Source organism: Kitasatospora sp. NPDC101176, from assembly GCF_044768035.1.
Taxonomy (GTDB): domain Bacteria; phylum Actinomycetota; class Actinomycetes; order Streptomycetales; family Streptomycetaceae; genus Kitasatospora.
Genome location: NZ_JBIWPA010000016.1, coordinates 161017 through 182920 on the forward strand (window position 1 = coordinate 161017; position 21904 = coordinate 182920).

Here is a 21904-nt window from a genome sequence, read left to right on the forward strand (position 1 = left end):
CGTCCGCGAGAGCTTCGATCCCGAGGAGAGATCCATGACCACCGCGGTCGACGACGCCGCCGCGCGGATGTCCGCGTTCATCCGCGACCCCTACCCCACGCTCGCCCGGATCCGCGAGGGCGGCGCGGTCTCCGTCGTGGAGTTCGGCGAGGGCCTGCCGGTCTACCTGGTGACGCGCTACCAGGACGTCCGGGCGGCGCTGATGGACCCGAGCTTCGGGCAGGACGTCCGGCGCAGCCAGGCCATCGCGAGCGGGCGGGGCTCCGGACTGACACTCGGTTCGGAGGTGGTCCACATGCTCAACAGCGACCCGCCGGACCACACCCGGCTGCGCCGGCTGATCCAGGGCGTCTTCACCCGCCGGCGGGTGGACCTGATGCGACCGCTGGTCGAGCGCATCGCCGGCGGCCTGCTGGACGGGCTGCGCGGCCGGGAGACCGCCGACCTGGTGACGGACTTCGCCTTCCCGCTGCCGATCATGGTCATCTGCGATCTGCTGGGCTTCCCCCCGGAGGACATGCAGGCCTTCCGCACCTGGTCGACGGCGATCCTCACCCAGGGCGGCGACCTGACCTTCGCCCAGGCGACCACCGAACTGAACGAATACCTCCGGGAGTTGATGACCGCCCGACGATCCTCGCCGAGCACGGACATCCTCACCGACCTGGTGCAGGCCTGCGACGCCGGCGAACTCACCGAACAGGAGGTGTTCTCGATGGTCTTCCTGCTGCTGATCGGCGGCCACGAGACCACCGTCAACCTGCTCGGCACCGCCACCCTCGCCCTGCTCCACCACCCCGACCAGCTCGCCTGGCTGCGCGCCAACCCGGCGGCGATGCCGGTCGCGATCGACGAGTTCCTGCGCTACGAGTCCCCGGTGAGCATGGCCACGCTGCGGTTCACCAACGCCGACGTGACGGTCGACGACGTGGAGATCCCCGCGGACGAGCTGGTGCTGCTCTCGCTCGGCGCGGCCAACCGGGACCCGGCCCGCTTCACCGACCCGGACCGGCTGATCCTGGACCGCGGCGATCCGGGCCACCTGGCCTTCGGGCAGGGCCTGCACCGGTGCCTCGGCTCCTTCCTCGGCAAACTGGAGAGCGAGGTGGCGCTGACCGGCCTGCTGGAGCGCTTCACGCGGATCGAACTGGCCGCCGCGGAGGAGACGCTGCCCTGGCGCAACACGATCATGCTGCGCGGCCTCGAGTCGCTGCCGGTCTCGCTCGATGGCTAGCCGCTCGGGAGCGGGCGACGCACCGGCGGGCGGCACCGCAGCGGGCGACGCACCGGCGGGCGGCGCGCCGGCGGACAGTGCAGCAGCGGACGGCGCACCGGCGGACGACACCGCCCGGACGGACGCCGCCCGGACGGGAGGCCCGGGAGCGCGCACCGCGACGGGCCCGGCGCGGTTCCGCCCCCGGATCGGCGTCGCGCCCCTGCGGGCACGCGGCTACCGGCTGCTGGTGATCGGGCAGGGCACCTCGGAGTTCGGCAACGCGTTCCAGCTGGTCGCCCTGCCGCTGCTGGTGTACTCCCTCGCCGGGGGCGCCCGCCAGTTGAGCCTGGTAGTCGCCGCCTACGGTGCGGGGCGACTGGCCGCCACCCCGATCGGCGGGATCCTCGCCGACCGGTTCGGGGCCCGGCGGGTGATGCTGACCGCCGACCTCGGCCGGCTGCTCGCCACCGCCGGACTGTGCGGGATCGCCGCGGCCGGGGTGGCCCGGTTCTGGCTGATCGGCGGACTCGCCCTGCTGGTCGGCCTCGGGGCGGGGGTGTTCCTGCCGGCCGCCTGGGCGATCACGCCGACCCTGCTGCCCGCCGAGGACCTGCACGCGGGCAATGCGCTGACCAGCACGGTCACCTTCGGGGCCGGACTGCTCGGTCCAGCGCTGGCCGGCCCGTTGGTCGCCTGGCTGGACCCGGCCGCCGCCCTGGGCGTGGACGCGGCGACCTTCGCCGTGTCGGCGGTGACGCTGCTGCTGATCGGCCGCGGCACCCCCGTCGCACCGCCCGGCCCGGTGTCCGAACGGGCCTCCGTGCCGCGGAACTTCCGCGGCCTGCTGCGGGAGTCCCCGTTGCTGCGGGCGGTGCTGACGGTGACGGTGATCGCCAACCTGACGGTGGGCGGTGCCACCCGGGTCGCCCTGCCGACCCTGGCCACCCACGGCTTCGGCGCCGGTGCCGTCGGGCTGGGCCTGCTGCTGGCCGCGTTCACCGGCGGCGCGCTGGTCGGCGGCCTGTTCGCGGCCGGGCTCACCGAGGTGCGCTCGCGGGGCCGTACGGCGATGCGCTCCGGTCTGGTGATGGGTGCGGCGATCGGCCTGGTGCCGTTCACCGGCCTGGTCGGCGCCGTGCTGCTGCTCTGCCTGGCCGGCGGCGCCAGCACGGTGACCAACGTCCTGGTCGTCACCGGCGTGCAGAGGAGCACTCCGCCCGCGCTGCTGGCCCGGGTCATGGCGGCCGTCACCTTCTGCGCGCTGGGGGTCTTCCCGCTCTCGGTGATCGCGGCCGGCGCGGCGGTGGACGCGTTCGGGAGCCGGAGCGTGTTCGCGGCCACGGGGCTCTGCCTCCTGGGCGCCTTCGGATACGCGTTGACCAGGCCCGCGATCCGCGGGCTGTGAGGGCACCGCCCGCCCGGTGGCGGGGGTGGCAGATGCCAGATCGGACGGCCGTTCGGTCGGGCTCATGCGATCGGAACGTCCCCTCTATCCTGGTATCGGCCGTTCTATGCTCGCGGGACCGCCCCACGGCCCTGGGAGACCCCGTGCACCGCTCCGTCACCGCCGGCGCCGTCACCGCCGCCCTGCCGGCACTCAGCGCCTGCTCGTCGAGCAGTTCGAGCAGTTCGAGCAGCTCCGCCAGCCCCTCCGCGTCCTCCTCCGTCACCGGTACGGTGACCGTCTTCGCCGCCGCCTCGCTGAAGAACACCTTCACCCGACTCGGCAGGATGTTCGAGGACGCGCACCCCGGCACCAAGGTCGTCTTCGACTTCGGCGGCAGCGACACCCTGGCCGCCAGCATCGTCAACGGCGCGCCGGCGGACGTGTTCGCCTCCGCCAGCCCGGCCACCATGAAGACCGTCACCGACAAGGGCGACGCCGCCGGAACCCCCACCGTCCTCGTCAGCAACGCGATGGAGATCGCCGTCCCACCGGCAACCCCCAGCACATCACTGCCCTCCAGGGCCTCGCCGCCCCCGCGGTCAAGGTGGTGCTGTGCGCCAGGACCGTCCCCTGCGGCGCAGCGGCGCAGACCGCGCTCGCGGCCGGCGACGTCACCGTCACACCCGTCGGTTACGAACAGGACGTCAAGGGCAGCTACTTCTACGCGCTCGACGAGCTCGAGCACTGCCTGACCCACGGCTGACGCCCGCCCGCCGCGGGCGGCGGGCGGCGGGCCCGGGCGGGCGCCTGGTGGGCGCCCACCCGGGGCGGGGTCAGGACCGGCGGCCGTCGCGCCGGCGCAGGCCGAGGACGCCGAAGGCCGCCCCGGCGACGCCGACGAGGATGCCGACGACGCCGAGGGCGCGGGCCGTGGTGTCGGAGGAGGACGAGGACGACGCGGCGGCCGCGGGTGCCGCCTGCGGGGCGGCCGCCGGGTGGTCGGCGTCGCCGTCGGCGGCGGCCTTGGTGAGGGTGAGGGTCGGCGCCGGGTGCTGGGGCTCGGGCTGGCCGGCCGCGCTCTCGTCGATCCAGCGGACCACGGTGCCGTCGTCGTAGGTCTGCAGGGCCTTGAAGACCACCTTGTCGGTGTCGGTGGGCAGCGCGCCGAGGGAGATCCGGAAGTCCTGGAACTGGCCGGGGGCGATCTTGGTCCCGGCGGCCGCGGTCCAGGTGACCTTCGAGACGGCCTCGGTGATCTCGTCGCCGTCGTCGGTCTTGATCGGGGTGGACAGCTTGGTCTTCTCGGTCGTGGCGGTCCAGCCGGGCAGCGGCTCGGTGGCGACCGAGGCGATCGGGTGGTCGGCCGGCAGGGTGACCTCCAGCTTGGTCGTAGCGGCGGTGTCGCTCTCGTCCGGGACGCGGAAGGCGATGGCGGTGTAACCGCCCTGGGAGGCGGTGCCGGGCTGGACGGTCACGTGCGCGAACGCGGGGGCGGCGGTGGCGAGCACGGCGGCGGTGGCCAGCGCGGCCGCGGTGGCGACGCGTCGGGAAGCGGTGGAGCGCATGGGGCGGGGTTCTCCGTCCGGGAGATGGGCACGGCGTGCACCGGCGCGGCGGAAGCCGGGCCGGTGCCGTGCGGGGAGGGGGATCGTGACGGTCGGTGCGGCGCACTGGGCCATGAGCCGGCGGCCCTAGACGCCGACCGTCCGTGGAGGCCCCCGGAGGACCAGACTGTGCCGCAGGACCGCCGGCCTCGGGAGCACCTCGTCGGCGCGGCCGACCGGAGCGGCGCGGGGCACGGTCCGCGGGCGGGCGGGAGCGGCCCGACCGGCCAGCCGGGCCACGGTGTCGGAGAACCGTCGGCGCCAGCCGCGGGCCGACTCCGGCAGGGCCCGCGCCAGGTCCATCAGCCGCCACAGGAGGACTTCGACCCGGTGCAGCAGCCAGCCCGTGGCGAGCGCCGCACCGGCGTGGGCGGCGAGCATGGCCGGCGAGTGCCCGAGCATCCCGGAATGGGCCGCCGCGTGCGCGGCGCCGCCGCCGGTCACCGCGGCCGGGTGGTGGACGTGCACGTGCCCGCCCGGAGCGGCGACCCTCCTGGTCCGGGCGGGCAGGGGCGCTTCCGGGGCCGCCTGCAGCCACAGGTGCAGGCCCAGCTGGCCGACCGAGAAGGCGCCCGTGATCGTGGGCAACGACCGTCGCCGCCCCGACCCGGCGGCACCGGCGAGGGCCGTGACCAGCCAGCCGAGGAGCAGCGGGCCCGGCGCCACCCGGCCACCGGCCGCGGTGTGGGCGGCCGCGGCCAGCGCGACGCTCACCGAGGCCAGCACGACCGCCCGCACCAGCCGCACATCGGCGGCGGCGGTGCGGGAACGCGGGAGGGACGGCGGCGCGGGCATGGCCGCCCCATCATGGCAGCCCGACCCGGGCCGGGCGGCCGTCCGCCCGAAACCCACCCGGGGCCCCCGCAACGGCGTGCGGCATCACCACGCGGCATGGCGCCGGGGAGCGGCCCGGGAAAATCCCGGACGCACCCGGGAACTACTCCGGCGCCGGGCCCGACTACCAGAGCCGGGCCCGCAACCGTCGGCCCACTGCACCCGGATGTTCCCAGGAGAGTTCCATGCGTTCTCGTGTGTTGTGCGGCATGGCCGCCGCCGTCGCCGTCCTCGTGACGGGATGCAGCAGTGACGGAGGTGCCGGGGCCGGCGACGCGGGAGCGGCGACGTCCGCACCTGCCTCCGGGGCCCCGTCGGCGGCGGCGTTCCCGGTCACGGCCACGGACTGTGCCGGCAAGGAGACGGTGTTCGACGCGGCACCGAAGAGGATCGTCACCAGCAACGCCTCCAGCCTGGAGATGCTGCTGCAGCTCGGTGCGGGCGACCGGGTGATCGGCACGGGCTTCCCTCCCGGCAAGGGCACCCTGCCGGCCGGGATCGCCGACGCCGGCGCCAGGGTGCCGGTGCTCGGGGACATGGTGATCCCCAAGGAGAAGCTGCTCGGCTCCGGCGCCGACCTGTACGTGGAGACCTTCGCCGACATGGGTGCCATGGGCGGCGGGATGGGCACCACGCCGACCGACCAGGAGTACCGGGCCGCCGGGATCAAGCGGGTCTTCCTGCACTCCACCTCCTGTGCGGCCACGGCCCCGGCCGCCGTGCAGGACCTCGCCGGCGTCGAGACCGACATCAGGAGCCTCGGCAAGGTCACCGGCACCTCGGCGAAGGCCGAAGCCCTGGCCGCGGACATGGAGAAGAAGGTCGCTACGGTGCGGACCGCGCTGGCCGGGGTGCCGGCGGACAAGCGTCCCGGCTACTTCTTCTTCGACTTCGACGCCGGCACCAAGCAGCCGATGGCGGTGGGCAACCGGCAGGTCGGCAACGCCGTGATCGGCCTCGCCGGTGCCCGCAACGTGTTCGGCGACCTCGACGGCGACTTCAAGCCCGTCTCCTGGGAGGACGTCGTCGCGAAGAACCCCGACTGGATCCAGCTCGGCGTGCGCAACCGCGGCAGCGAGGCCGAGAACAGGAAGGCGTTCGACGAGGCGGAGAAGTTCCTGCGCGAGTTCCCCGCCACCAAGGGGCTCAAGGCCGTCCAGGAGGGCCGCTTCGTACGGATCGGCTCCGAGGTGACCACCATCGCCGGCACCCGCAACGCCGACACCGTCGAGCAGATCGCACACGCCCTCTTCCCCGACCTGGTCAAGGACGCCCGGTAGATGACGGCCGCACCCGCTGCGGCGCCCGTCCATCGGCCCGCGCGCACCGCGCGGGTCGGCGCCGTCGCGTCCGCCCTCGTCGCCGCACTGGTCCTCGCGCTCACCCTGGCGGTCTCGTTCGGTTCCGTGGACATCCCGGTCCACGAGGTGTGGACGGTGGTGGCGCACCGGATCACCGGGACGGCGCCCGAGGCCGGCACCCGGGACCTGATCGTCTGGCAGCTGCGCGTCCCCCGCGCCCTGCTCGCGGCACTCGTCGGTGCCGGACTGGGCCTGGTCGGCACCGCCGTCCAGGCCCTGGTGCGCAATCCGCTGGCCGACCCCTATCTGCTGGGCATCTCCTCCGGTGCGTCGCTGGGCGCCGTCGCCGTCATCGTCCTCGGTGCCGGCACCGGCTTCGCGTTCGGCTTCGGCGTCTCCGCCGCCGCGTTCGCGGGGGCCCTGGGCTCCTTCGCCCTGGTGTGGGCGATCGCCCGGCGCGGCGGCGGCTTCGCCCCGATGCGCCTGGTGCTGGCCGGGGTGGCCATCGGGCAGTTCCTCTCCGGGTTCACCAGCTTCCTCGTCCTCCAGGCCGGGGACGACCAGCAGACCCGGGGCGTACTGTTCTGGCTCATGGGCAGTCTCGGCGCGGCGACCTGGGACCAGCTCGCCGCCCCGGCCGCCGCCGTCGCCCTGGGCTGGCTGGCCCTCCAGGCCCGGGCCCGGCACCTCAACGCCCTGCTGATGGGCGACGAGACCGCCGCCGGACTCGGCGTCGACACCGCCCGGCTGCGCCGCGAGCTGTTCGCCGTCACCAGCCTGCTGACCGGGGTGCTGGTCGCGGTCTCGGGCGCGATCGGCTTCGTCGGCCTGCTGGTCCCGCACGTGTGCCGGCTCGTCGTGGGCGGCGACCACCGCCGGCTGCTGCCGCTGTCCGCGCTGACCGGTGCCGTCCTGCTGGTCGCGGTGGACACCGTCGCCCGCAACGCCCTGGACACCCAGGAGCTGCCGATCGGCGTCGTCACCGCGGTCGTCGGCGCGCCCGTCCTGCTGTACCTGCTCGACCGACGGCTGGAGCGCGGATGAGGATCACCATCGAGCAGGTCACCGTCGCCCTCGGGGGCCGGGACGTGCTCTCCGACGTCGGACTGATCGCCGCCGAGGGCGAGATCGCGGGGCTGGTCGGGCCGAACGGCAGCGGCAAGTCCACCCTGCTGCGCACCGTCTACCGGCACCTGCGTCCGCGGGCCGGCCGGGTGCTGCTGGCCTCGCGCGACGTGCGCTCACTGGCCCCGGCCGAGGCCGCCCGGCACGTCGCGGCGCTGCCCCAGGAGCGCGGCTCGGACTTCGAGTTCAGCGTCCGCGAGGTCGTGGCGATGGGCCGGACCCCGTACAAGCGGGCCTTCGCCGGGGATGACGAGCGGGACCGGGCCGCGGTCGCCGAGGCACTGGAGCAGGTCGGCCTCGGGGCGTGCGCGGACCGCCGGTTCGCGCAGCTGTCCGGCGGGGAGCGGCAGCGGGTGCTGCTGGCGCGGGCGTTCGCGCAGCAGCCGGACGTGCTGGTGCTGGACGAACCGACCAACCACCTCGACGTCCGGCACCAGGTGGAGCTGCTGGCCGTGCTGCGCGCGCAGCGCCGCACCACGCTGATCTCGCTGCACGACCTGAACGCCGCGGCCTCGCTCTGCGACCGGCTGCACGTCCTGCACCGGGGTGCGCTGGTGGCCTCCGGCACGCCGCGGGAGGTGCTGACGCCCGAACTGCTGGCGGAGGTGTTCGGCGTGCGGGCGGCCGTGGTGGAGCATCCGCTGACCGGTGATCCGCTGATCGCCTTCGACCACCGGCAGCCCGCCCCGGCGACGCGCGCGGAGGCGTCCACCGGTGGGACCGCCGGGGAGGCGTCCACCGGTGGGACCGCCGGGGAGGCGTCCACCGGTGGGACCGCCGGGGAGGCCTCCGCCGGGGAGCGGACCGTCCCGGCGTAGTGCCGCCGGACCGCCGCCCCCGGTCTCCCGTCGGGAGCCCGGGGGCGGTCGTGCGTCGGGCGCAGGCCGCGCCCGGCCGACGGACGGTCAGGACTCCTCGAAGTGGCTGGGCCGCCCGGCCCGCAGCACCAGGCTGCCCTGCTGCTCGGCGTCGGCCCGGCGCATCAACCGCCAGCTGCCGTCCGCGCGGTGCAGGACGGTGGAGTGCCACGGGGTGGTCCAGGCGTCCGGGGCGTCGAGCAGCCGGATGCCGAACTTGGCGGCACCGCGCGGCTGCGGGTGGATGGACAGGCGGACGGTGCGGGGGTGGTGCTCGGCGATGAGGTCGCCCCAGGCGCGGCTGCGCTGGATGACCCCGTACGCGCGGCGGCGGCACTCCCGTTGGAGGGCCGACCTGGTGCCGGTGAAGTCCACGGTGTCCTCGGTGAGGAAGCGGGTGATGCCCCGGTAGAGGGCGAGGGTGTGGGCGTCGCGCTTCACCTCGGCGCGCAGGTCCTCGACGGTGGGCGCGTACGCGGCGTGCACCCGGGCGCGCTTCTCGTCGTACGGGAGGTCGCCGAGCACGTCGCGCAGGTCGAAGACGGAGAGGCTGGTCAGGCCCTCGCGGCGGATCATGGCGGCGAGTTCGTCGGAGTAGGCGTCGATGTGCGGATCGGGGACGCGGATCAGGTCGCCGAAGATGTGCCCGTCGGAGCAGACCTCCATCCGGGCGCCGGGCTCGTACACCTCGCCGACCGCCCGGCAGAGGTCGTCGAGGAAGGTGAGCGAGAGCCGCTCGCCCTCGTCGGGGAGGTGTCCGAGGACCTTGGCGGGGCTGGGCGACTTGCAGGGGAAGCCGGGCAGGGTGAAGACGATCCGGTCCCCCGCCTCGACGAACTCGGCCAGTTGCCGGAGCTGTTCGGGGAAGTCGTCGGCTCCGGCCGCAGCGGCGGTGTCGGTGGCTCGGCGGTGGGGCAGCAGCAGGTCCAGGACGGCGGCGCAGGTCTGCCGGACGGATCTGGAGGTACCCAGAACGGACGGGGTGGGCATGCGTCTCCTCCGTGAGGGCATGGTGGGGCGGCGGCCCGGCGCCCGTTCCCCCGGAGGGGCGGGTGCCGGGCCGCCCTGGCGGGCGGGGCGGAAGCGGGGTGTCAGGTGGTCGGGCGGGTGTGGAGCGGGGCGCGCCGGTCGTAGGCGACCGGGAGCCGGTTGACGCCGCGGGCGAGGACGGCCGGGATCCAGGTGAGGTCGTCGAGGGGTTCGGCGGGCCGCAGTCCGGGCAGCCGGGCGAGCAGGGTGGCGAGGGCGGTCTGCAGTTCGGCCCGGGCCAGCGCGGCACCGGGGCAGAAGTGGACGCCGTGGCCGAAGGCGAGGTGGGAGTTCGGGCTGCGTTCGAGGTCGAGCGTGTCGGCGTCGGGGAACTGCCCGCCGTCCCGGTTGGCCGCGCAGAGCGAGACGATCACCGAGTCGCCGGCCGGGATGCGGGTGCCGTGCAGGTCGCTGTCCTCGGCGAAGAACCGCCAGGTGGTGAGCTCGAAGGCGCTGTCGTAGCGCAGCAGTTCCTCGACCGCGCGGGGCACCAGGGCGGGGTCGTCGCGCAGCCGCTCCAGCTGGTCGGGGTGGCGGAGCAGGGTGATCAGCATGGTGGTGATCTGGTTGGTGACGGGCTCCTGACCGGCGACCAGGAGCTGGAAGATCATCGAGTCCAGTTCCTCCCGGGTGAGCTCCCCCTCGTCCCGGGCGGTGACCAGGCGGGAGAGCAGGTCCTCCTCCCGGTGCGCGCGCTTGTGGGCGACGACCTCGGCGATGTACGTCTGCAGGCCGAGCAGCCGCGCCTCGTAGGCGGGCCGGCCCGGGTCCTGGGGCCCGACGGGCTGGACGACCTTGCCCCAGTCCCGGTCGAAGCGGGCGGCCAGCTCCGGCGGGAGGCCGATGACCTCCGCCAGGACCCGGAAGGGGTAGTGGGCCGCGAAGCCGGCCACCAGGTCCGCGCCGCCCTCGGCGGGCAGCCCGTCCACGAGGGCGTCGGCGAGCTCCTGGAACCGCGGGCGCAGCGACTCCACCCGGCGCGGCGCGAAGGCGTCCAGGACGAGGCGGCGCATCCGGGTGTGCTCCGGCGGGTCCTGGTGCAGCAGGTGGGCCTGGAGCTGGGAGTGCTGGGGCTCGGGCATGATCGAGGCGAGGGCGCGCCAGTCGTCGTTGCCGAGCGCGTGGTTCTTGCCCAGGCGCGGGTCGTTGAGCGCCTGGTGGGCGGCCTCGTAGCCGGTGACCAGCCAGGCGGCGATGCCGGAGGGGAAGCGGACCCGGTGGACGGGGGCGGCGTCGCGCATCCGGCGGTAGAGGTCGTACGGGTCGGTCTTGTAGGCGGAGCCGTACAGCGGGATCGGCTCGCCGGCGGTGGCTCCGGTGACGGGGCAGCGGGCCCCGGTGCGGTCGGGGGTGGTCATGTCCGGTTCCTTCGGGCACATGGCGGTCGGGGTGGGGCGGCGGGGGTGCGGCGGAGGTGGGGCCGCCGGGTCAGAGGGCCAGGGCGGGGCGGTGGTGGTCGAGCCAGAGCGCGAGGTCCACGACCCGTTCCAGCCGGAGTCGGTGGCCCCACTGCAGGCGGTCGGCCGGGGTGTCGAGGGTGGCCTTGACGACCGTCTCGTCCGCGATCTCCCGCACGTGGGGTGCGTCCAGCGCCTCCAGGGCGAGCCGCTGGAGGCCGGCGTTGTAGTCGGCGTGGTGGGTGGCCGGGTAGTGGTTCTTGGGCCGCCACAGCACGGAGTCCGGGGCGATGCCCCGGCCGGCGTCGCGCAGCAGGCTCTTCTCGCGCCCGTCGTGGTTCTTCATCGCCCAGGGGGTGTTGAAGGCGTACTCGACGAGGCGGTGGTCGCAGTACGGCACCCGGACCTCCAGGCCCCGGGCCATCGAGAGGCGGTCCTTGCGGTGCAGCAGCTGGCGCAGCCACCGGGTGAGCGAGAGGTGCTGCATCTCGCGCTGCCGGTGCTCGACGGGCGTCTCGTCGTCGAGGTGCGGGACGCCCGCCAGGGCGGTGCGGTAGGTGTCCTCGCGGAAGTCGCGGATGCGCAGGTCGGCGGCGAGCTCGGGGTGGAGCGGCATGGCGGCCTCGTCGCCGGTGACGAGCAGCCAGGGGAAGGTACGCGCGGCGAGGGCCTTCGGGTCGTGGAACCACGGGTAGCCGCCGAAGACCTCGTCCGCGGCCTCACCGGACAGGGCGACGGTGGAGTGCCTGCGGATCTCGCCGAACAGCAGGTGGAGCGAGGTGTCCATGTCGCCGACGCCGATCGGCGAGTCCCGGGCGACGACGACGGCCCGCCGGTTCTCCGGGTCGAGCAGGGTCCGCGGGTCGAGGACCACGGTGGAGTGGTCCGTGCCGATGAAGGCGCCGGCCTCGGTGGCGAAGGGCGTGTCGTGGCCGGTGCGCAGCACGTCGCCGGTGAACCGCTCGGCCTGGTCGCTGTAGTCGACGGCGTAGGAGCGGAGCCTCGCCCCGGGGCCGTCGGTGCGGCGGAGTTCGTCGGCGATCAGGGCGGTGACGACGGTGGAGTCCAGGCCGCCGGAGAGCAGGCTGCAGAGCGGGACGTCCGCCTCCAGCTGGGTGCGGGCGGCGCGGTCGACCAGCTCGCCGACGCGCTCCTGCGTGGCGGCCAGGTCGTCGGTGTGCGGGCGTGCGGTCAGCTGCCAGTAGCGGCGCTCGCGGACGCCGTCCCGGTCGAGGACGAGCAGTCCGCCGGGCTCCACCTCCCGGACCCCGGCCCAGACGGTGGGGCCGGTGTTGAACAGCAGGCTGTACGCCTCGCGCAGGCCGTCGGCGTCCACGGTGGGGGTGAGCTCGGGATGGGCGAACAGGGCCTTGGGCTCCGAGCCGAAGGCCAGCCCGCCGTCGACGGCCGACCAGAACAGCGGCTTCACGCCGAGCCGGTCACGGACCAGCAGCAGGCGCTGTTCGCGTTCGTCCCAGACGGCGAAGGCGTACATGCCCTCCAGGTGGTCGACCAGGGCGTCGCCCCACTCCAGGTAGGCGCGCAGCACCACCTCGGTGTCGCTGCGCGTCCCGAAGCGGTGGCCCCTGCTTCTGAGCCGCTCGCGCAGCTCGTGGTGGTTGTAGACCTCGCCGCTGTAGGTGAGCACCACCCGCGGCCGGTCGGGCCGGTCCGCCATCGGCTGGGCGCCGCCCTCGGGGTCGAGCACGGCCAGGCGCCGGTGGCCGAGCGCGGCGTGGGCGCCGAGCCAGACACCCCCGGCGTCCGGCCCGCGCAGGGCCATGGTCTCGGTCATCGCCTCGATGACGGGGGCACTGTGCCGGACGTCCTGGTGGAAGGACGCCCAGCCGGTGATTCCGCACATGCGCATGCTCCAGTGGTGTGAACGGTGGTGGCGGGAGGGGGAGGTGGGGCGGGATCAGGCCGCCTGCGCGACGGCGGGGCGGCCGTGCCGCGCCAGCAGCGGCACCGCGAGGCAGCTGCCGGCGGCGGCGAGGCCGAGGCCGAGGTGCAGGCCGCCCGCACCGGAGCCGCCGAGGCTCCAGGCGGCGGTGGCCAGGGCCGGGCCGAGGGTGAAGCCGAGGCTGCGGGCGAGCTGCACGGTGGAGGCGGCGGTGGCCACCGTCGCCGGGGTGGCGGAGGTCATCACCATGGCCTGGGTCGGGCCGCCGTACAGGCCCATGCCGGTTCCGGCGAGGGCGAGGCGCCAGGCGACGTCCGGCAGGGTCCAGGTGTCACCGAGCGGGGCGAGCAGCAGGAAGCCGAGCGCGGTGAGCGCGGCGCCGGCGGTCGCGGTGGGCCGGGCGCCGTAGCGGTCGGCGAGCCGGCCGCCGAGCGGTCCGGCGATCCCCATGGCGAGGGGGAAGCACAGGATGGTCAGGCCGGTGGCGGTGGCGCCGGCGGCCTCGTCGCGCTGCAGGTGCAGGGCGAGCAGGTAGTGCACGGCGGCGAAGGCCCCGGCGACGGCCAGCACCGCGGCGTTGAGGCCGGCCGTCCGGTTCTCCCGCAGCACCGACCTGACGGGCTGTCCGCCGGCCCGCCGCAGCCACAGCGCGGTCAGCGGGACGGCCGGGGCGGCCAGCAGCAGCCAGCCGGGGGCGTCCGCGGTCAGGGTGAGCCCGAGGAGGACGGCGCAGACGGCGCCGCCGATGAGCGCCGCGTCGGTGACCTCCGTCCGGGCCGGCCGCGCCAGGGCGCCTCCCCGGGGCAGGTGCCGGCAGGCGACGAGCCAGGCGGCCAGGCAGACCGGCAGCTTCACCAGGAAGACCGCCCGCCAGCCCAGGTGGTCGACGACCAGCCCGCCCAGGGCCGGGCCGGTGACCGCACCGAGCGGCCCCAGTGTGGCCGGCAGGCTCATCGCACGGCCCCGCAGCTCGGGCCGCACCGACCGCATCGCCAGCACCGGCATCAGGACGAACAGCACCGCGCCGAAGGCCCCCTGGACCATCCGGGCCGCGATCAGCGCACCCGCCCACGGCGCGGCCGCGGCCGCGGCGCTGCCCAGCGCGAACCCGCCGACGGCGGTCAGCAGCGCCGGGCGGGTGCCGACCGCGTCCAGCCACCGACCGGCCGGCAGGAGCAGCGCCACCAGGGGGAGCTGGTACCCGAGGGCGGCCCACTGGGCGGTCTGCGCGGACACCCGCAAGCCCCCGGCGATGTCCGCGAGGGCGATGTTGACGATGTTCATGTCGAGCATCGCCACGAACGACAGCATCCCCGCGACCGCCACCAGGCTCCAGCGGTCCGTGACCGCCGCCGGCGCCTCCCGGCCCGTCACCGCGCTCACAGCGCGCACCCCCGGCCGACGCGTCCCGGCCGACGCGACGAGCAGCTCCTGGGCCGCATGCTCCGCCCTCCTCCCGTAGCAGGCACCGTCGGCGACGGCACCCGGCACAGGAGTCGGGCCGGAACCCCGGGAAGTTCCGAACACCTGGATGAATCTTCGCCGGGCGGGCGCACGGCCCCCGAGCTGCGGGTCCCACCCCGGCACGGCGGTCCCGGGCGGGCGCTCGCCTATCCTTGTTGCCAGCTCATCGCAAGTACTGGGTCTATGCAACAAGGAGTCGTGGGTGATGGCGGGATCGCCGGTGGTGCTCGGGATCGAATCGTCGTGCGACGAGACCGGCGCCGGACTGGTGCGCGACGGCGTCCTGCTGGGGCACGCGGTGGCGTCCAGCATGGACGAACACGCGCGCTTCGGCGGCGTGGTGCCCGAGATCGCCGCCCGGGCCCACGTCCACGCCATGGCCCCGGTCGTCGACGAGGCCCTGACCCGGGCCGGACTCACCCTGGCCGACGTCGGCGCCGTCGCCGTGACCGCCGGCCCGGGCCTGTCCGGCGCCCTGCAGGTCGGCGTCGCCGCCGCCAAGGGCTACGCCTTCTCGCTCGGCGTCCCGCTGTACGGCGTCCACCACCTCGCCGGCCACGTCGCCGCCGCCACCCTCGACGGCGGGCCGCTGCCCGACCCGTGCATCGTCCTGATCGTCTCCGGCGGGCACACCTCGCTGCTGCTGGTGCGCGACCTGGCGCGCGACCCGATCGTCCACCTCGGCGACACCCTGGACGACGCCGCCGGCGAATGCTTCGACAAGGTCGCCCGCATCCTCCACCTGCCCTACCCCGGCGGGCCCGCCATCGACCGGGCCGCCCGCGACGGCGACCCGAAGGCCGTCCGCCTGCCCCGCCCGCTGAGCGGGCCGAACGACCCCCCGTACGCGTTCTCCTTCTCCGGCCTCAAGACCGCCGCCGCCCGCTGGGTGGAGGCCCAGCGCGCCGCCGGCACCGAGCCGCACGTCCCCGACGCCGCCGCCGCACTGCAGGAGGCGATCGCCGACACCCTCACCCGCAAGGCCGTCCGGGCCTGCACCGACCACGGCATCGACACCCTGGTCGTGGTCGGCGGGGTCGCCGCCAACTCCCGCATCCGCGCCCTGACCGAACGGCGCTGCGCCTCCGCCGGCATCACGCTGCGCGTCCCGGCGCTGCGGCTCTGCACCGACAACGGCGCCATGATCGCCGCCATCGGCGACCTGCTCGTCCGCGCGGGTGCCGCACCCGCCCCGATGAACCTCTCCGTCGACCCCTCGGCTCCGCTGGAGTACGCCGCCCTCACCCCCGTCGCCGCCACCCGCGCGGCCTGAGGGGCGCCGAGGCCCGCATCGACGACGCTGGAGGCCGCAGGAGCACGCACTGCGACCTGCGCCGCCGCGCCAGGATGTGAGATGCTCGCGCCAAGGCAGGCAACAGGGGCGCGTACGCCCGGAGTTGCCACATGCGTCGGAGGGGGCCGATGGAGCCGTTGGGGGACGCGGACCGGCTCGCCGTCGGTCCGTACCGGGTCGTGGCAGAGTTGGGGCGCGGCGGCATGGGGCGCGTGCTGCTGGGCGTCGCACCGGACGGGCGCCTGGTCGCGGTCAAGGTCGTGCGCTCACAGTTCGTGGAGGACGGCGGATTCCGTGCGCGCTTCCGCCGCGAGGTGGAGACGTCCCGGCGGGTGTCCGGCGCGTACACGGCGGCCGTGCTCGATGCCGACGCGGACGCGCCGCTGCCGTGGCTGGCCTCGGTCTTCGTGCCCGGCCCGGCCCTGAGCGACTCCGTGGAGCGGGCCGGTCCGCTGCCGGCCGAGGCGGTGGTGCGCCTGGCCGCCGGGCTGGCCGCCGCGCTGGGCGGGATCCACCGGGCCGGGCTCATCCACCGCGACCTCAAGCCGTCCAACGTCCTGCTCGCCGCCGACGGGCCCCGGGTCATCGACTTCGGGATCGCCCGGGCCACCGACAGCGAGGGCGGCACCGAGATCACCCACACCGGCTGGCTCGTCGGTTCCCCCGCCTTCATGTCCCCCGAGCAGGCCGAAGGTGGTGAACTCACCCCGGCCAGCGACGTGTTCTCGCTCGGTGCGGTGCTGGTCCAGGCGTGCACCGGCCGCAGCCCGTTCAGCGGCACCTCCGCACCGCAGACGCTCTACAACGTGGTCCACACCCGACCCGACCTCTCCGCCGTCCCGGAGGAGCTGCGCGAGCTCGTCGCGCGGTGCCTGTCCAAGGACCCGAAGCTGCGGCCCACGCCCGCGGGGATCGCGCACGAACTCGGGCCGCTGGCCCCGGCCGTACGGCCGTGGCCGGCCGCCGTGCACGCCCTGATCGACGAGCAGCAGGCCGCCGTCACCCGCCTCCTCGGCCTGACCGAGGGCGCCGGCCGGCTGGTGGCGTCCGACACCGGGACGATCGTCCTGACCGGACACGTCGCGAACGAGGACCTGCCGACCAGGACCGCGCTCCCGGTGCCGACCGGGCCCGCCGGGCCGGAACGACCGGTCCCGACGCCCGGTGCGGCGGATCCACCGGCGGCCGAGGGATCCGACGTGGATCCGGCGCGGCGCCGGCGCCCGAGTCGGCGAACGGTGCTGTTCGCCGTGCTCGGCGCGGGTGCCGCCGCGGCGACGGCCGTGCCGCTCGCACTCGACCGGACCTCGGGCTCCCCGACCGCGGGCGGTCCGCAGACGCTCCCGCCGCCGAGGACCTCGCCGAGCACGTCGTCGGCGGCCCCGGTCGGACCGAGCCCGTCGCCCACGCCCGCGGCCACCCCGACATCTCCCGGTACTCCGTCGGAACCCGCCTTCAGGGTCTCCCCCAAGTGGCGCACCCGGCAGACCGCCCTGGACTACAGCCCGGACGGCAAGCTCCTCGCGGTGGGCGACCGCGGCAGCGGCCTGACGTTGTGGAACAGCCCCGGCCTGGACGTCGCGGCCGACCTCGGCACCTCGGCCGTGCCGGGCATCGACGGCAACCTCACCTTCGCCGTGAGGTTCAGCCCGGACGGCTCGCTGCTCGCCAGCGTCGACGACTTCGCGACGATCACGCTGTGGGACACGGCGTCCCGGAAGAAGGCGGCCACCCTCCAGGGCGACCGGAACCAGAAGAAGGCCGGATACGCGAACCTCGCGTACAGCCCGGACGGCAGGACCCTGGCCTACAGCGCCAACCGCGTGATCACCGTGTGGGACGTCGGGAGCCGCACCCTGGTCACCACCATCACCAATCCGATCGAGCACCCGGCGTTCGAGGCGGACGGGGAAGTGTTGAGCATGGCCTTCGCCCGGGACGGCCGCACCGTCGTCGCCACGACCGGCCAGGACCGGCAGAGCCTGCTGCGCTTCTGGGACGCCCGCCAGGGAAGGCTCCTCGCAACGGTGGAGAACGCGGGGGACGGTGCGATCGCCCTCGCGGTCAGTCCGGACGGCAAGGTCCTCGCCACCGCCTCCCGGGGAGAGGTGAAGGTGTGGGACATCACCACCCGCGCCGTGGTCGAGACGCTCCCCTTCCCCTCCAACCCGGTGTCCGCCCTGGCGTTCAGCCCGGACGGCGGCCTGCTCGCGGGCGCCGAGCAGGACGGACGGGTACGGGTCTGGTCCACGGCCACCTGGAACCCCGTCCGCGGACTCGACGAGGCGAACGCCCTCACCCCCAGGCCCTTCATGCCGGAGCACCTCGTCTTCAGCCCCGACAGCAGGTTCCTGGTGGGATGCTTCGACGCCTACCTGGCGCTCTGGAAGGTCGGTTGAGCCTGCGGGCCCCGGTACCCGCGGGCCCCGGTACCCGCGGGCCCGGTACCCGCGGGACGCCCTACCGGTGCGGGTGGCCGAGCCAGCGGGCCGCGGCCCGCTCCACAGCTGCCGCGCCCCCGACGGCGCGGCGGACCGCGCAGGCGCCCTTCTCCGCGGGCGACATCGCCGCTCCCCCGTGGCCGGGAGCAGCCCGCTCGCGCCCGTCCGGACGGACGGCGATGATGGGTGGATGCGACGGGATCTCGTCGTGGTCGGCGCACCGACCAGTGCGGGCAGCTACGCGCCCGGCCAGGAGGCCGCACCACGGGTGTTGCGCGAGCTCGGCCTGGTCGAACGCCTGAGCGCGGCGGGCCGCCGGGTGCGGGACGCCGGGGACGGGCCGCTGCACGTGTGGGCCCCGGACCGGCAGCACCCGCGGGCCCAGAACCTCGCGGCGGTGGTCCGGGCCGTCGAGGCCGTCGCCGACCACGTCGCCGCGGCGCTGGACGAGGACGCGGACGTCCTGGTCATCGGCGGCAACTGCACCGTCGCCCTGGGCGTGATGGCCGCTCTCACGGCACGCGACCCGGACGCCGGCCTGCTCTACATCGACCGGCACTTCGACCTCAACACCCCGGCGAGCACCCGCGAGGGCGCCCTCGACTGGATGGGGCTCGCCCACGGGCTGGACCTGCCCGGAGCCGCGGAGCCGCTGGCGGCCGCGTTCGCCCGTCGCCCCCTGCTCACCCCGGACCGGCTCCACCTCCTCGGCATCGACCCCCAGGCCGCGACCTCCTGGGAACGCGAGCAGGCACGGGCCCTGGGCCTGCGCTGGGGCTCGCACACCGACCTCGCCACCGCGCCGGGCACCGAGGTGACCCGGGCCCTCGGTACGCTCCCCGCCGGCCCCCTGGCCGTGCACGTCGACGTCGACGTCCTGGACTTCACCGACGCTCCGCTCGCCGAGAGCACCGACGGCCGCAACAGCGGCTCGACGCTCGACGCCCTGTCCGAAGCACTGGACACCGCCTGCCGGGACCCGCGCTTCCGGGCGCTGTCGATCTGCGAGCTCAACCCCTCCCGCGCCGCCGGAGACCCCGCCGTCCTCGACCGGTTCACGGAGTGCCTCCAACGCGCCCTGCGCGCGACCCCGTGAACCGCGGCCGGGACATCGGGTACCGCCTCCGGGCCCTCGCAGCCCCGGCACCGTAGGGTCCTCTCCGAGGAGACGGGCCCGACCGGTCACCCGGACCGGGGCGCCGGAAGGCGCCGGGCCTCGGGACGATCGAGACGAAGGGCTGGCACGCCACATGCAACAGCGCAGTCTGCGGGACCTCCAGGTATCGGCCATCGGCCTCGGCTGCATGGGGATGTCCGCCTTCTACGGCACCGCCGACCAGGCCGAGGGCGTCGCGACCATCCGGCACGCCCTGGACCTGGGCATCACGTTCCTCGACACGGCGCAGGTCTACGGGCCGCTCACCAACGAGTCCCTGGTCGGCGAGGCCGTCCGGGGGCACCGCGACGAGTACGTGATCGCCACGAAGTTCAACTACCGCATGGACGGCGCCGTTCCCGGCGACATGTCGACCGTGGGCCGCCAGGACGGCTCGGCCGAGCACGTCCGCGGTTCCGTGCACGGCTCGCTGAAGCGGCTCGGCACCGACCGCATCGACCTGTACTACCAGCACCGGGTCGACCCGACCGTGCCCATCGAGGAGACCGTCGGCGCGCTCGGCGAACTCGTCGCCGAGGGGAAGGTGCGGCACATCGGGCTGAGCGAGGCGAGCGGCGACACCATCCGCCGCGCCCACGCCGTCCACCCGATCACCGCCGTCCAGAGCGAGTACTCGCTCTGGACCCGGGACGTGGAGGCCGAGGTGCTCCCCACCTGCCGGGAGCTGGGAATCGGCTTCGTGCCGTACTCCCCGCTCGGCCGCGGCTTCCTCGCGGGCCGCTTCAGCTCCCCGGACGAACTCGACGAGGGCGACTTCCGCCGCACCAACCCGCGCTTCACGGAGGCCAATCTGGCGGCCAACCTCCGGCTCGCCGGGAAGGTGAAGGAGATCGCCGCGGAGAAGGACGTGACACCGGCCCAGCTGGCGATCGCCTGGGTGCTGGCCCGCGGCGAGCACCTCGTGCCGATCCCGGGCACCAAGCGCCGCACCTACCTGGAGCAGAACGCGGGCGCCGTCGACGTCGAGTTGACCGATCAGGACCTGGCCCGCATCGAGGCCGAACTGCCCGAGGTGTCCGGCGAGCGCTACGACGAGGACGGGATGCGGGCGGTGAACCGCTGAACGACCCCCGCCGACCGAGCGCGGACGACCCGCGGGACGGCGTTTCGACGCGCTGAGGGCCGCTGCCCGTCACGCGAAATTCACAGGCGGGGGTCTACTCGCATAGACACCGGTCGGGCATCCTGGGGCGGTGCCGGCGCCCGGCGGCGCCGCGCTGATCGGCCGGCCCTCGCGCCGGAGCACCGCCGCGTCACAGCACTGCGTACGACCCACTCGTCCGGGCCGGTTTCCGCGGGCCCGGCACCGGCTTCCCGTCCTGCCGCCGAGGCCTGACGGCACGGCGGGGAGCCGAGTCCGAGGCACACCATCCTCACCGGGAGATGCAGTTGAAGCCACGCACCGCAGCCACCCTCGTCGCCCTGACCGTGGCCGGCCTCGCCGTCTCGGCCCCCACGGCCGGTGCCAGCGGCACCAAGCTGTCCCAGTCGGCGGCCGCCGCCCAGCTCAGCGGCGCCGGTGTCACGTGGAGCTCCAGCGGGGGCTGCACCACCAGGTCCAACTCCACCTGCACCTCGTTCGAGCAGATCAACTCGGGCACGGTGAGCGCCGTCATCACCCTCAAGCGGGCCAGCGGCTGCGCCATCAACATCACCGGCGGGACTGAGGTGGGCCACGCCTCCGGCACCTACAGCCACTACAACGGCTACAAGGTCGACATCGCCCGCAACTCCTGCATCGACGGCTACGTCCAGAACAGCTTCACCTACATCGGCCTCCGGGGCGACGGCTACCCGCAGTGGCAGGCCGCATCCGGCAACCTGTACTGCAACGAGGGCACCCATTGGGACGTCCTCGTCTACTGACGCCCGCCGGGTGCCGGCTCCCCGACGGGGCGCCGGCACCGGGGCAGCCGAGCCGGCTCGCGAACCGCACGGAGCGGCGGCCCCGCACCCCCGACGAGGGTCCGGGGCCGCACAACATGACGCACGATCAGCCGTAGAACCGCCAGATGTGGTCGTCGTAGCCCTCGTACACGCCACCGTGCCACGAGCTGTCGTAGCAGGGGTACGCCGTCAGGGGCAGGTCGTCGGCCCGGTCGCTCCCGTCTCCGGCCCAGCCGGCGACGTCCAGGCAGAGGCCGCTCTTGTAGTTGACGATCTCGTAGCCCCCGTTGCCGACGACGTCGACGAGGTACCACTCCTGGTTGTCGGTCGCGGGGTCGGAGGCGCAGGTGTAGACGGTCACCGGGGCACCGGCCGGGGCCGCGCCGTAGTCGGGCAGGTCGAGGCAGTAGCCGCTCTTGTCGTTGGCGAACTGGTACAGGGCCCGGCCGTCGACGGTCCGGGTCCGCTCCAGCCGCCACATCTGGTTGTCGTCGCGGCCGGGCCGGCAGGGGTACTGACTGACGCGGGTGTCCACCGGGTTCCAGCCGTAACCCGGCAGGTCGGCACACTTCATGGTGGTGACGTTCATGAGCGAGATCGTCTGCAGGTACGTGGCCGCGTGTGCGTCGGCTGCGAAGGACAGCGGGAGCAGCGCCGCGACACCGGCGGCGGCCAGGAAGCGGGCGATTCTGGGCCTGGGCATGAGGACTCCCCCATCGTGGGTGGTTCGGGCGGGAATTCCGTGCGTGTGTCGCCCGGCTCCGACGGAGCCGCGATCGGGCACGAGAATAGGGGGACCGGATCCCGTGCGAACCGTCGATGGTCCGACTACGGCCGAAAATGACCGCGCGGCCGAAATGCGTCCAATGGTCCAGACCACCCGGGTCGGGGGGGGGGGGTGCGGGGGGGGGCGGGCGACGAAGAGGGGTGGGGGCCCACCGCGCGCCCGGGGGGCGAGGGAGCCACCGCCAAAGAGTGATTTGAGTGC

Annotated in this window: 17 protein-coding genes and 1 pseudogene; 11 read left to right on the forward strand and 7 right to left on the reverse strand. The window is 74.7% G+C overall.

What is annotated here, in order from left to right:
- Positions 1-34: 34 nt before the first annotated feature.
- From ACIRS1_RS22390 to modA, 3 genes and pseudogenes are all read left to right on the forward strand, one after another.
- A complete protein-coding gene (locus ACIRS1_RS22390) occupies positions 35-1234 on the forward strand; it encodes a cytochrome P450 (RefSeq protein WP_402842567.1) in 1200 nt (399 codons plus the stop codon).
- A complete protein-coding gene (locus ACIRS1_RS22395) occupies positions 1227-2621 on the forward strand; it encodes an MFS transporter (RefSeq protein ID WP_402842568.1) in 1395 nt (464 codons plus the stop codon). Before ACIRS1_RS22390 ends, ACIRS1_RS22395 begins: the two co-directional genes overlap by 8 nt.
- A gap of 131 nt (positions 2622-2752) precedes the next feature.
- Positions 2753-3318, forward strand: a pseudogene (gene modA / locus ACIRS1_RS22400) (molybdate ABC transporter substrate-binding protein); the annotation flags it as partial.
- A gap of 118 nt (positions 3319-3436) precedes the next feature.
- On the opposite strand, the gene ACIRS1_RS22405 reads toward modA, so the two are convergent.
- Together ACIRS1_RS22405 and ACIRS1_RS22410 are read right to left on the reverse strand one after the other, a co-directional pair.
- Positions 3437-4168 (reverse strand): YcnI family protein, encoded by a 732-nt coding sequence (locus tag ACIRS1_RS22405; RefSeq protein WP_402842570.1) that lies wholly within the window; start codon positions 4166-4168, stop codon positions 3437-3439.
- 126 nt (positions 4169-4294) lie between these two features.
- Entirely contained in the window at positions 4295-5002 is a 708-nt protein-coding gene (locus ACIRS1_RS22410) for a hypothetical protein (RefSeq protein WP_402842573.1), read from the reverse strand.
- 224 nt (positions 5003-5226) lie between these two features.
- Here ACIRS1_RS22410 and ACIRS1_RS22415 point away from each other — a divergent pair, with 224 nt between their 5' ends.
- From ACIRS1_RS22415 to ACIRS1_RS22425, 3 genes are read left to right on the forward strand one after another with little or no spacing between them, the layout of a single operon-like run.
- Positions 5227-6321, forward strand: coding sequence for an ABC transporter substrate-binding protein (locus ACIRS1_RS22415; protein WP_402842576.1), 1095 nt, complete (start codon positions 5227-5229; stop codon positions 6319-6321).
- Positions 6322-7386, forward strand: a complete 1065-nt coding sequence (locus ACIRS1_RS22420; protein WP_402842578.1) for a FecCD family ABC transporter permease — start codon at positions 6322-6324, stop codon at positions 7384-7386.
- Entirely contained in the window at positions 7383-8285 is a 903-nt protein-coding gene (locus ACIRS1_RS22425; protein ID WP_402842581.1) for an ABC transporter ATP-binding protein, read from the forward strand. The genes ACIRS1_RS22420 and ACIRS1_RS22425 overlap by 4 nt, the downstream gene beginning before the upstream one ends.
- 87 nt (positions 8286-8372) lie before the next feature.
- On the opposite strand, the gene ACIRS1_RS22430 is transcribed toward ACIRS1_RS22425, so the two are convergent.
- The 4 genes from ACIRS1_RS22430 to ACIRS1_RS22445 form a co-directional block, all read right to left on the reverse strand.
- Positions 8373-9314, reverse strand: a complete 942-nt coding sequence (locus ACIRS1_RS22430) for an L-tyrosine/L-tryptophan isonitrile synthase family protein (protein ID WP_402842583.1) — start codon at positions 9312-9314, stop codon at positions 8373-8375.
- A gap of 101 nt (positions 9315-9415) precedes the next feature.
- Positions 9416-10711 (reverse strand): cytochrome P450, encoded by a 1296-nt coding sequence (locus ACIRS1_RS22435; protein WP_402842586.1) that lies wholly within the window; start codon positions 10709-10711, stop codon positions 9416-9418.
- A 70-nt stretch (positions 10712-10781) separates the two neighbouring features.
- Positions 10782-12614 (reverse strand): asparagine synthase (glutamine-hydrolyzing), encoded by a 1833-nt coding sequence (asnB, locus tag ACIRS1_RS22440; protein WP_402842589.1) that lies wholly within the window; start codon positions 12612-12614, stop codon positions 10782-10784.
- 54 nt (positions 12615-12668) lie between these two features.
- The gene (locus ACIRS1_RS22445; RefSeq protein ID WP_402842592.1) at positions 12669-14036 is read right to left on the reverse strand and encodes an MFS transporter; all 1368 of its coding nucleotides are present in this window, start codon (positions 14034-14036) and stop codon (positions 12669-12671) included.
- 286 nt (positions 14037-14322) lie between these two features.
- On the opposite strand from ACIRS1_RS22445, the gene tsaD reads away from it, so the two are divergent.
- The 5 genes from tsaD to ACIRS1_RS22470 all read left to right on the forward strand — a co-directional run bounded on the left by tsaD (position 14323) and on the right by ACIRS1_RS22470 (position 20895).
- On the forward strand, positions 14323-15390 hold the full coding sequence (tsaD, locus tag ACIRS1_RS22450) for a tRNA (adenosine(37)-N6)-threonylcarbamoyltransferase complex transferase subunit TsaD (protein WP_360217951.1): 1068 nt from the start codon (positions 14323-14325) through the stop codon (positions 15388-15390).
- A 149-nt stretch (positions 15391-15539) separates the two neighbouring features.
- Complete coding sequence (locus ACIRS1_RS22455) at positions 15540-17810, forward strand: WD40 repeat domain-containing serine/threonine protein kinase (protein ID WP_402842596.1); 2271 nt, start codon at positions 15540-15542, stop codon at positions 17808-17810.
- Between the two features lie 232 nt (positions 17811-18042).
- Positions 18043-18948, forward strand: coding sequence for an arginase family protein (locus ACIRS1_RS22460; protein ID WP_402842598.1), 906 nt, complete (start codon positions 18043-18045; stop codon positions 18946-18948).
- A gap of 154 nt (positions 18949-19102) precedes the next feature.
- Complete coding sequence (locus ACIRS1_RS22465) at positions 19103-20092, forward strand: aldo/keto reductase (protein WP_402842601.1); 990 nt, start codon at positions 19103-19105, stop codon at positions 20090-20092.
- A gap of 320 nt (positions 20093-20412) precedes the next feature.
- Positions 20413-20895, forward strand: coding sequence for a hypothetical protein (locus ACIRS1_RS22470; RefSeq protein WP_402842603.1), 483 nt, complete (start codon positions 20413-20415; stop codon positions 20893-20895).
- A gap of 127 nt (positions 20896-21022) precedes the next feature.
- On the opposite strand, the gene ACIRS1_RS22475 is transcribed toward ACIRS1_RS22470, so the two are convergent.
- On the reverse strand, positions 21023-21619 hold the full coding sequence (locus ACIRS1_RS22475; protein ID WP_402842606.1) for an RICIN domain-containing protein: 597 nt from the start codon (positions 21617-21619) through the stop codon (positions 21023-21025).
- Positions 21620-21904: the final 285 nt, after the last annotated feature.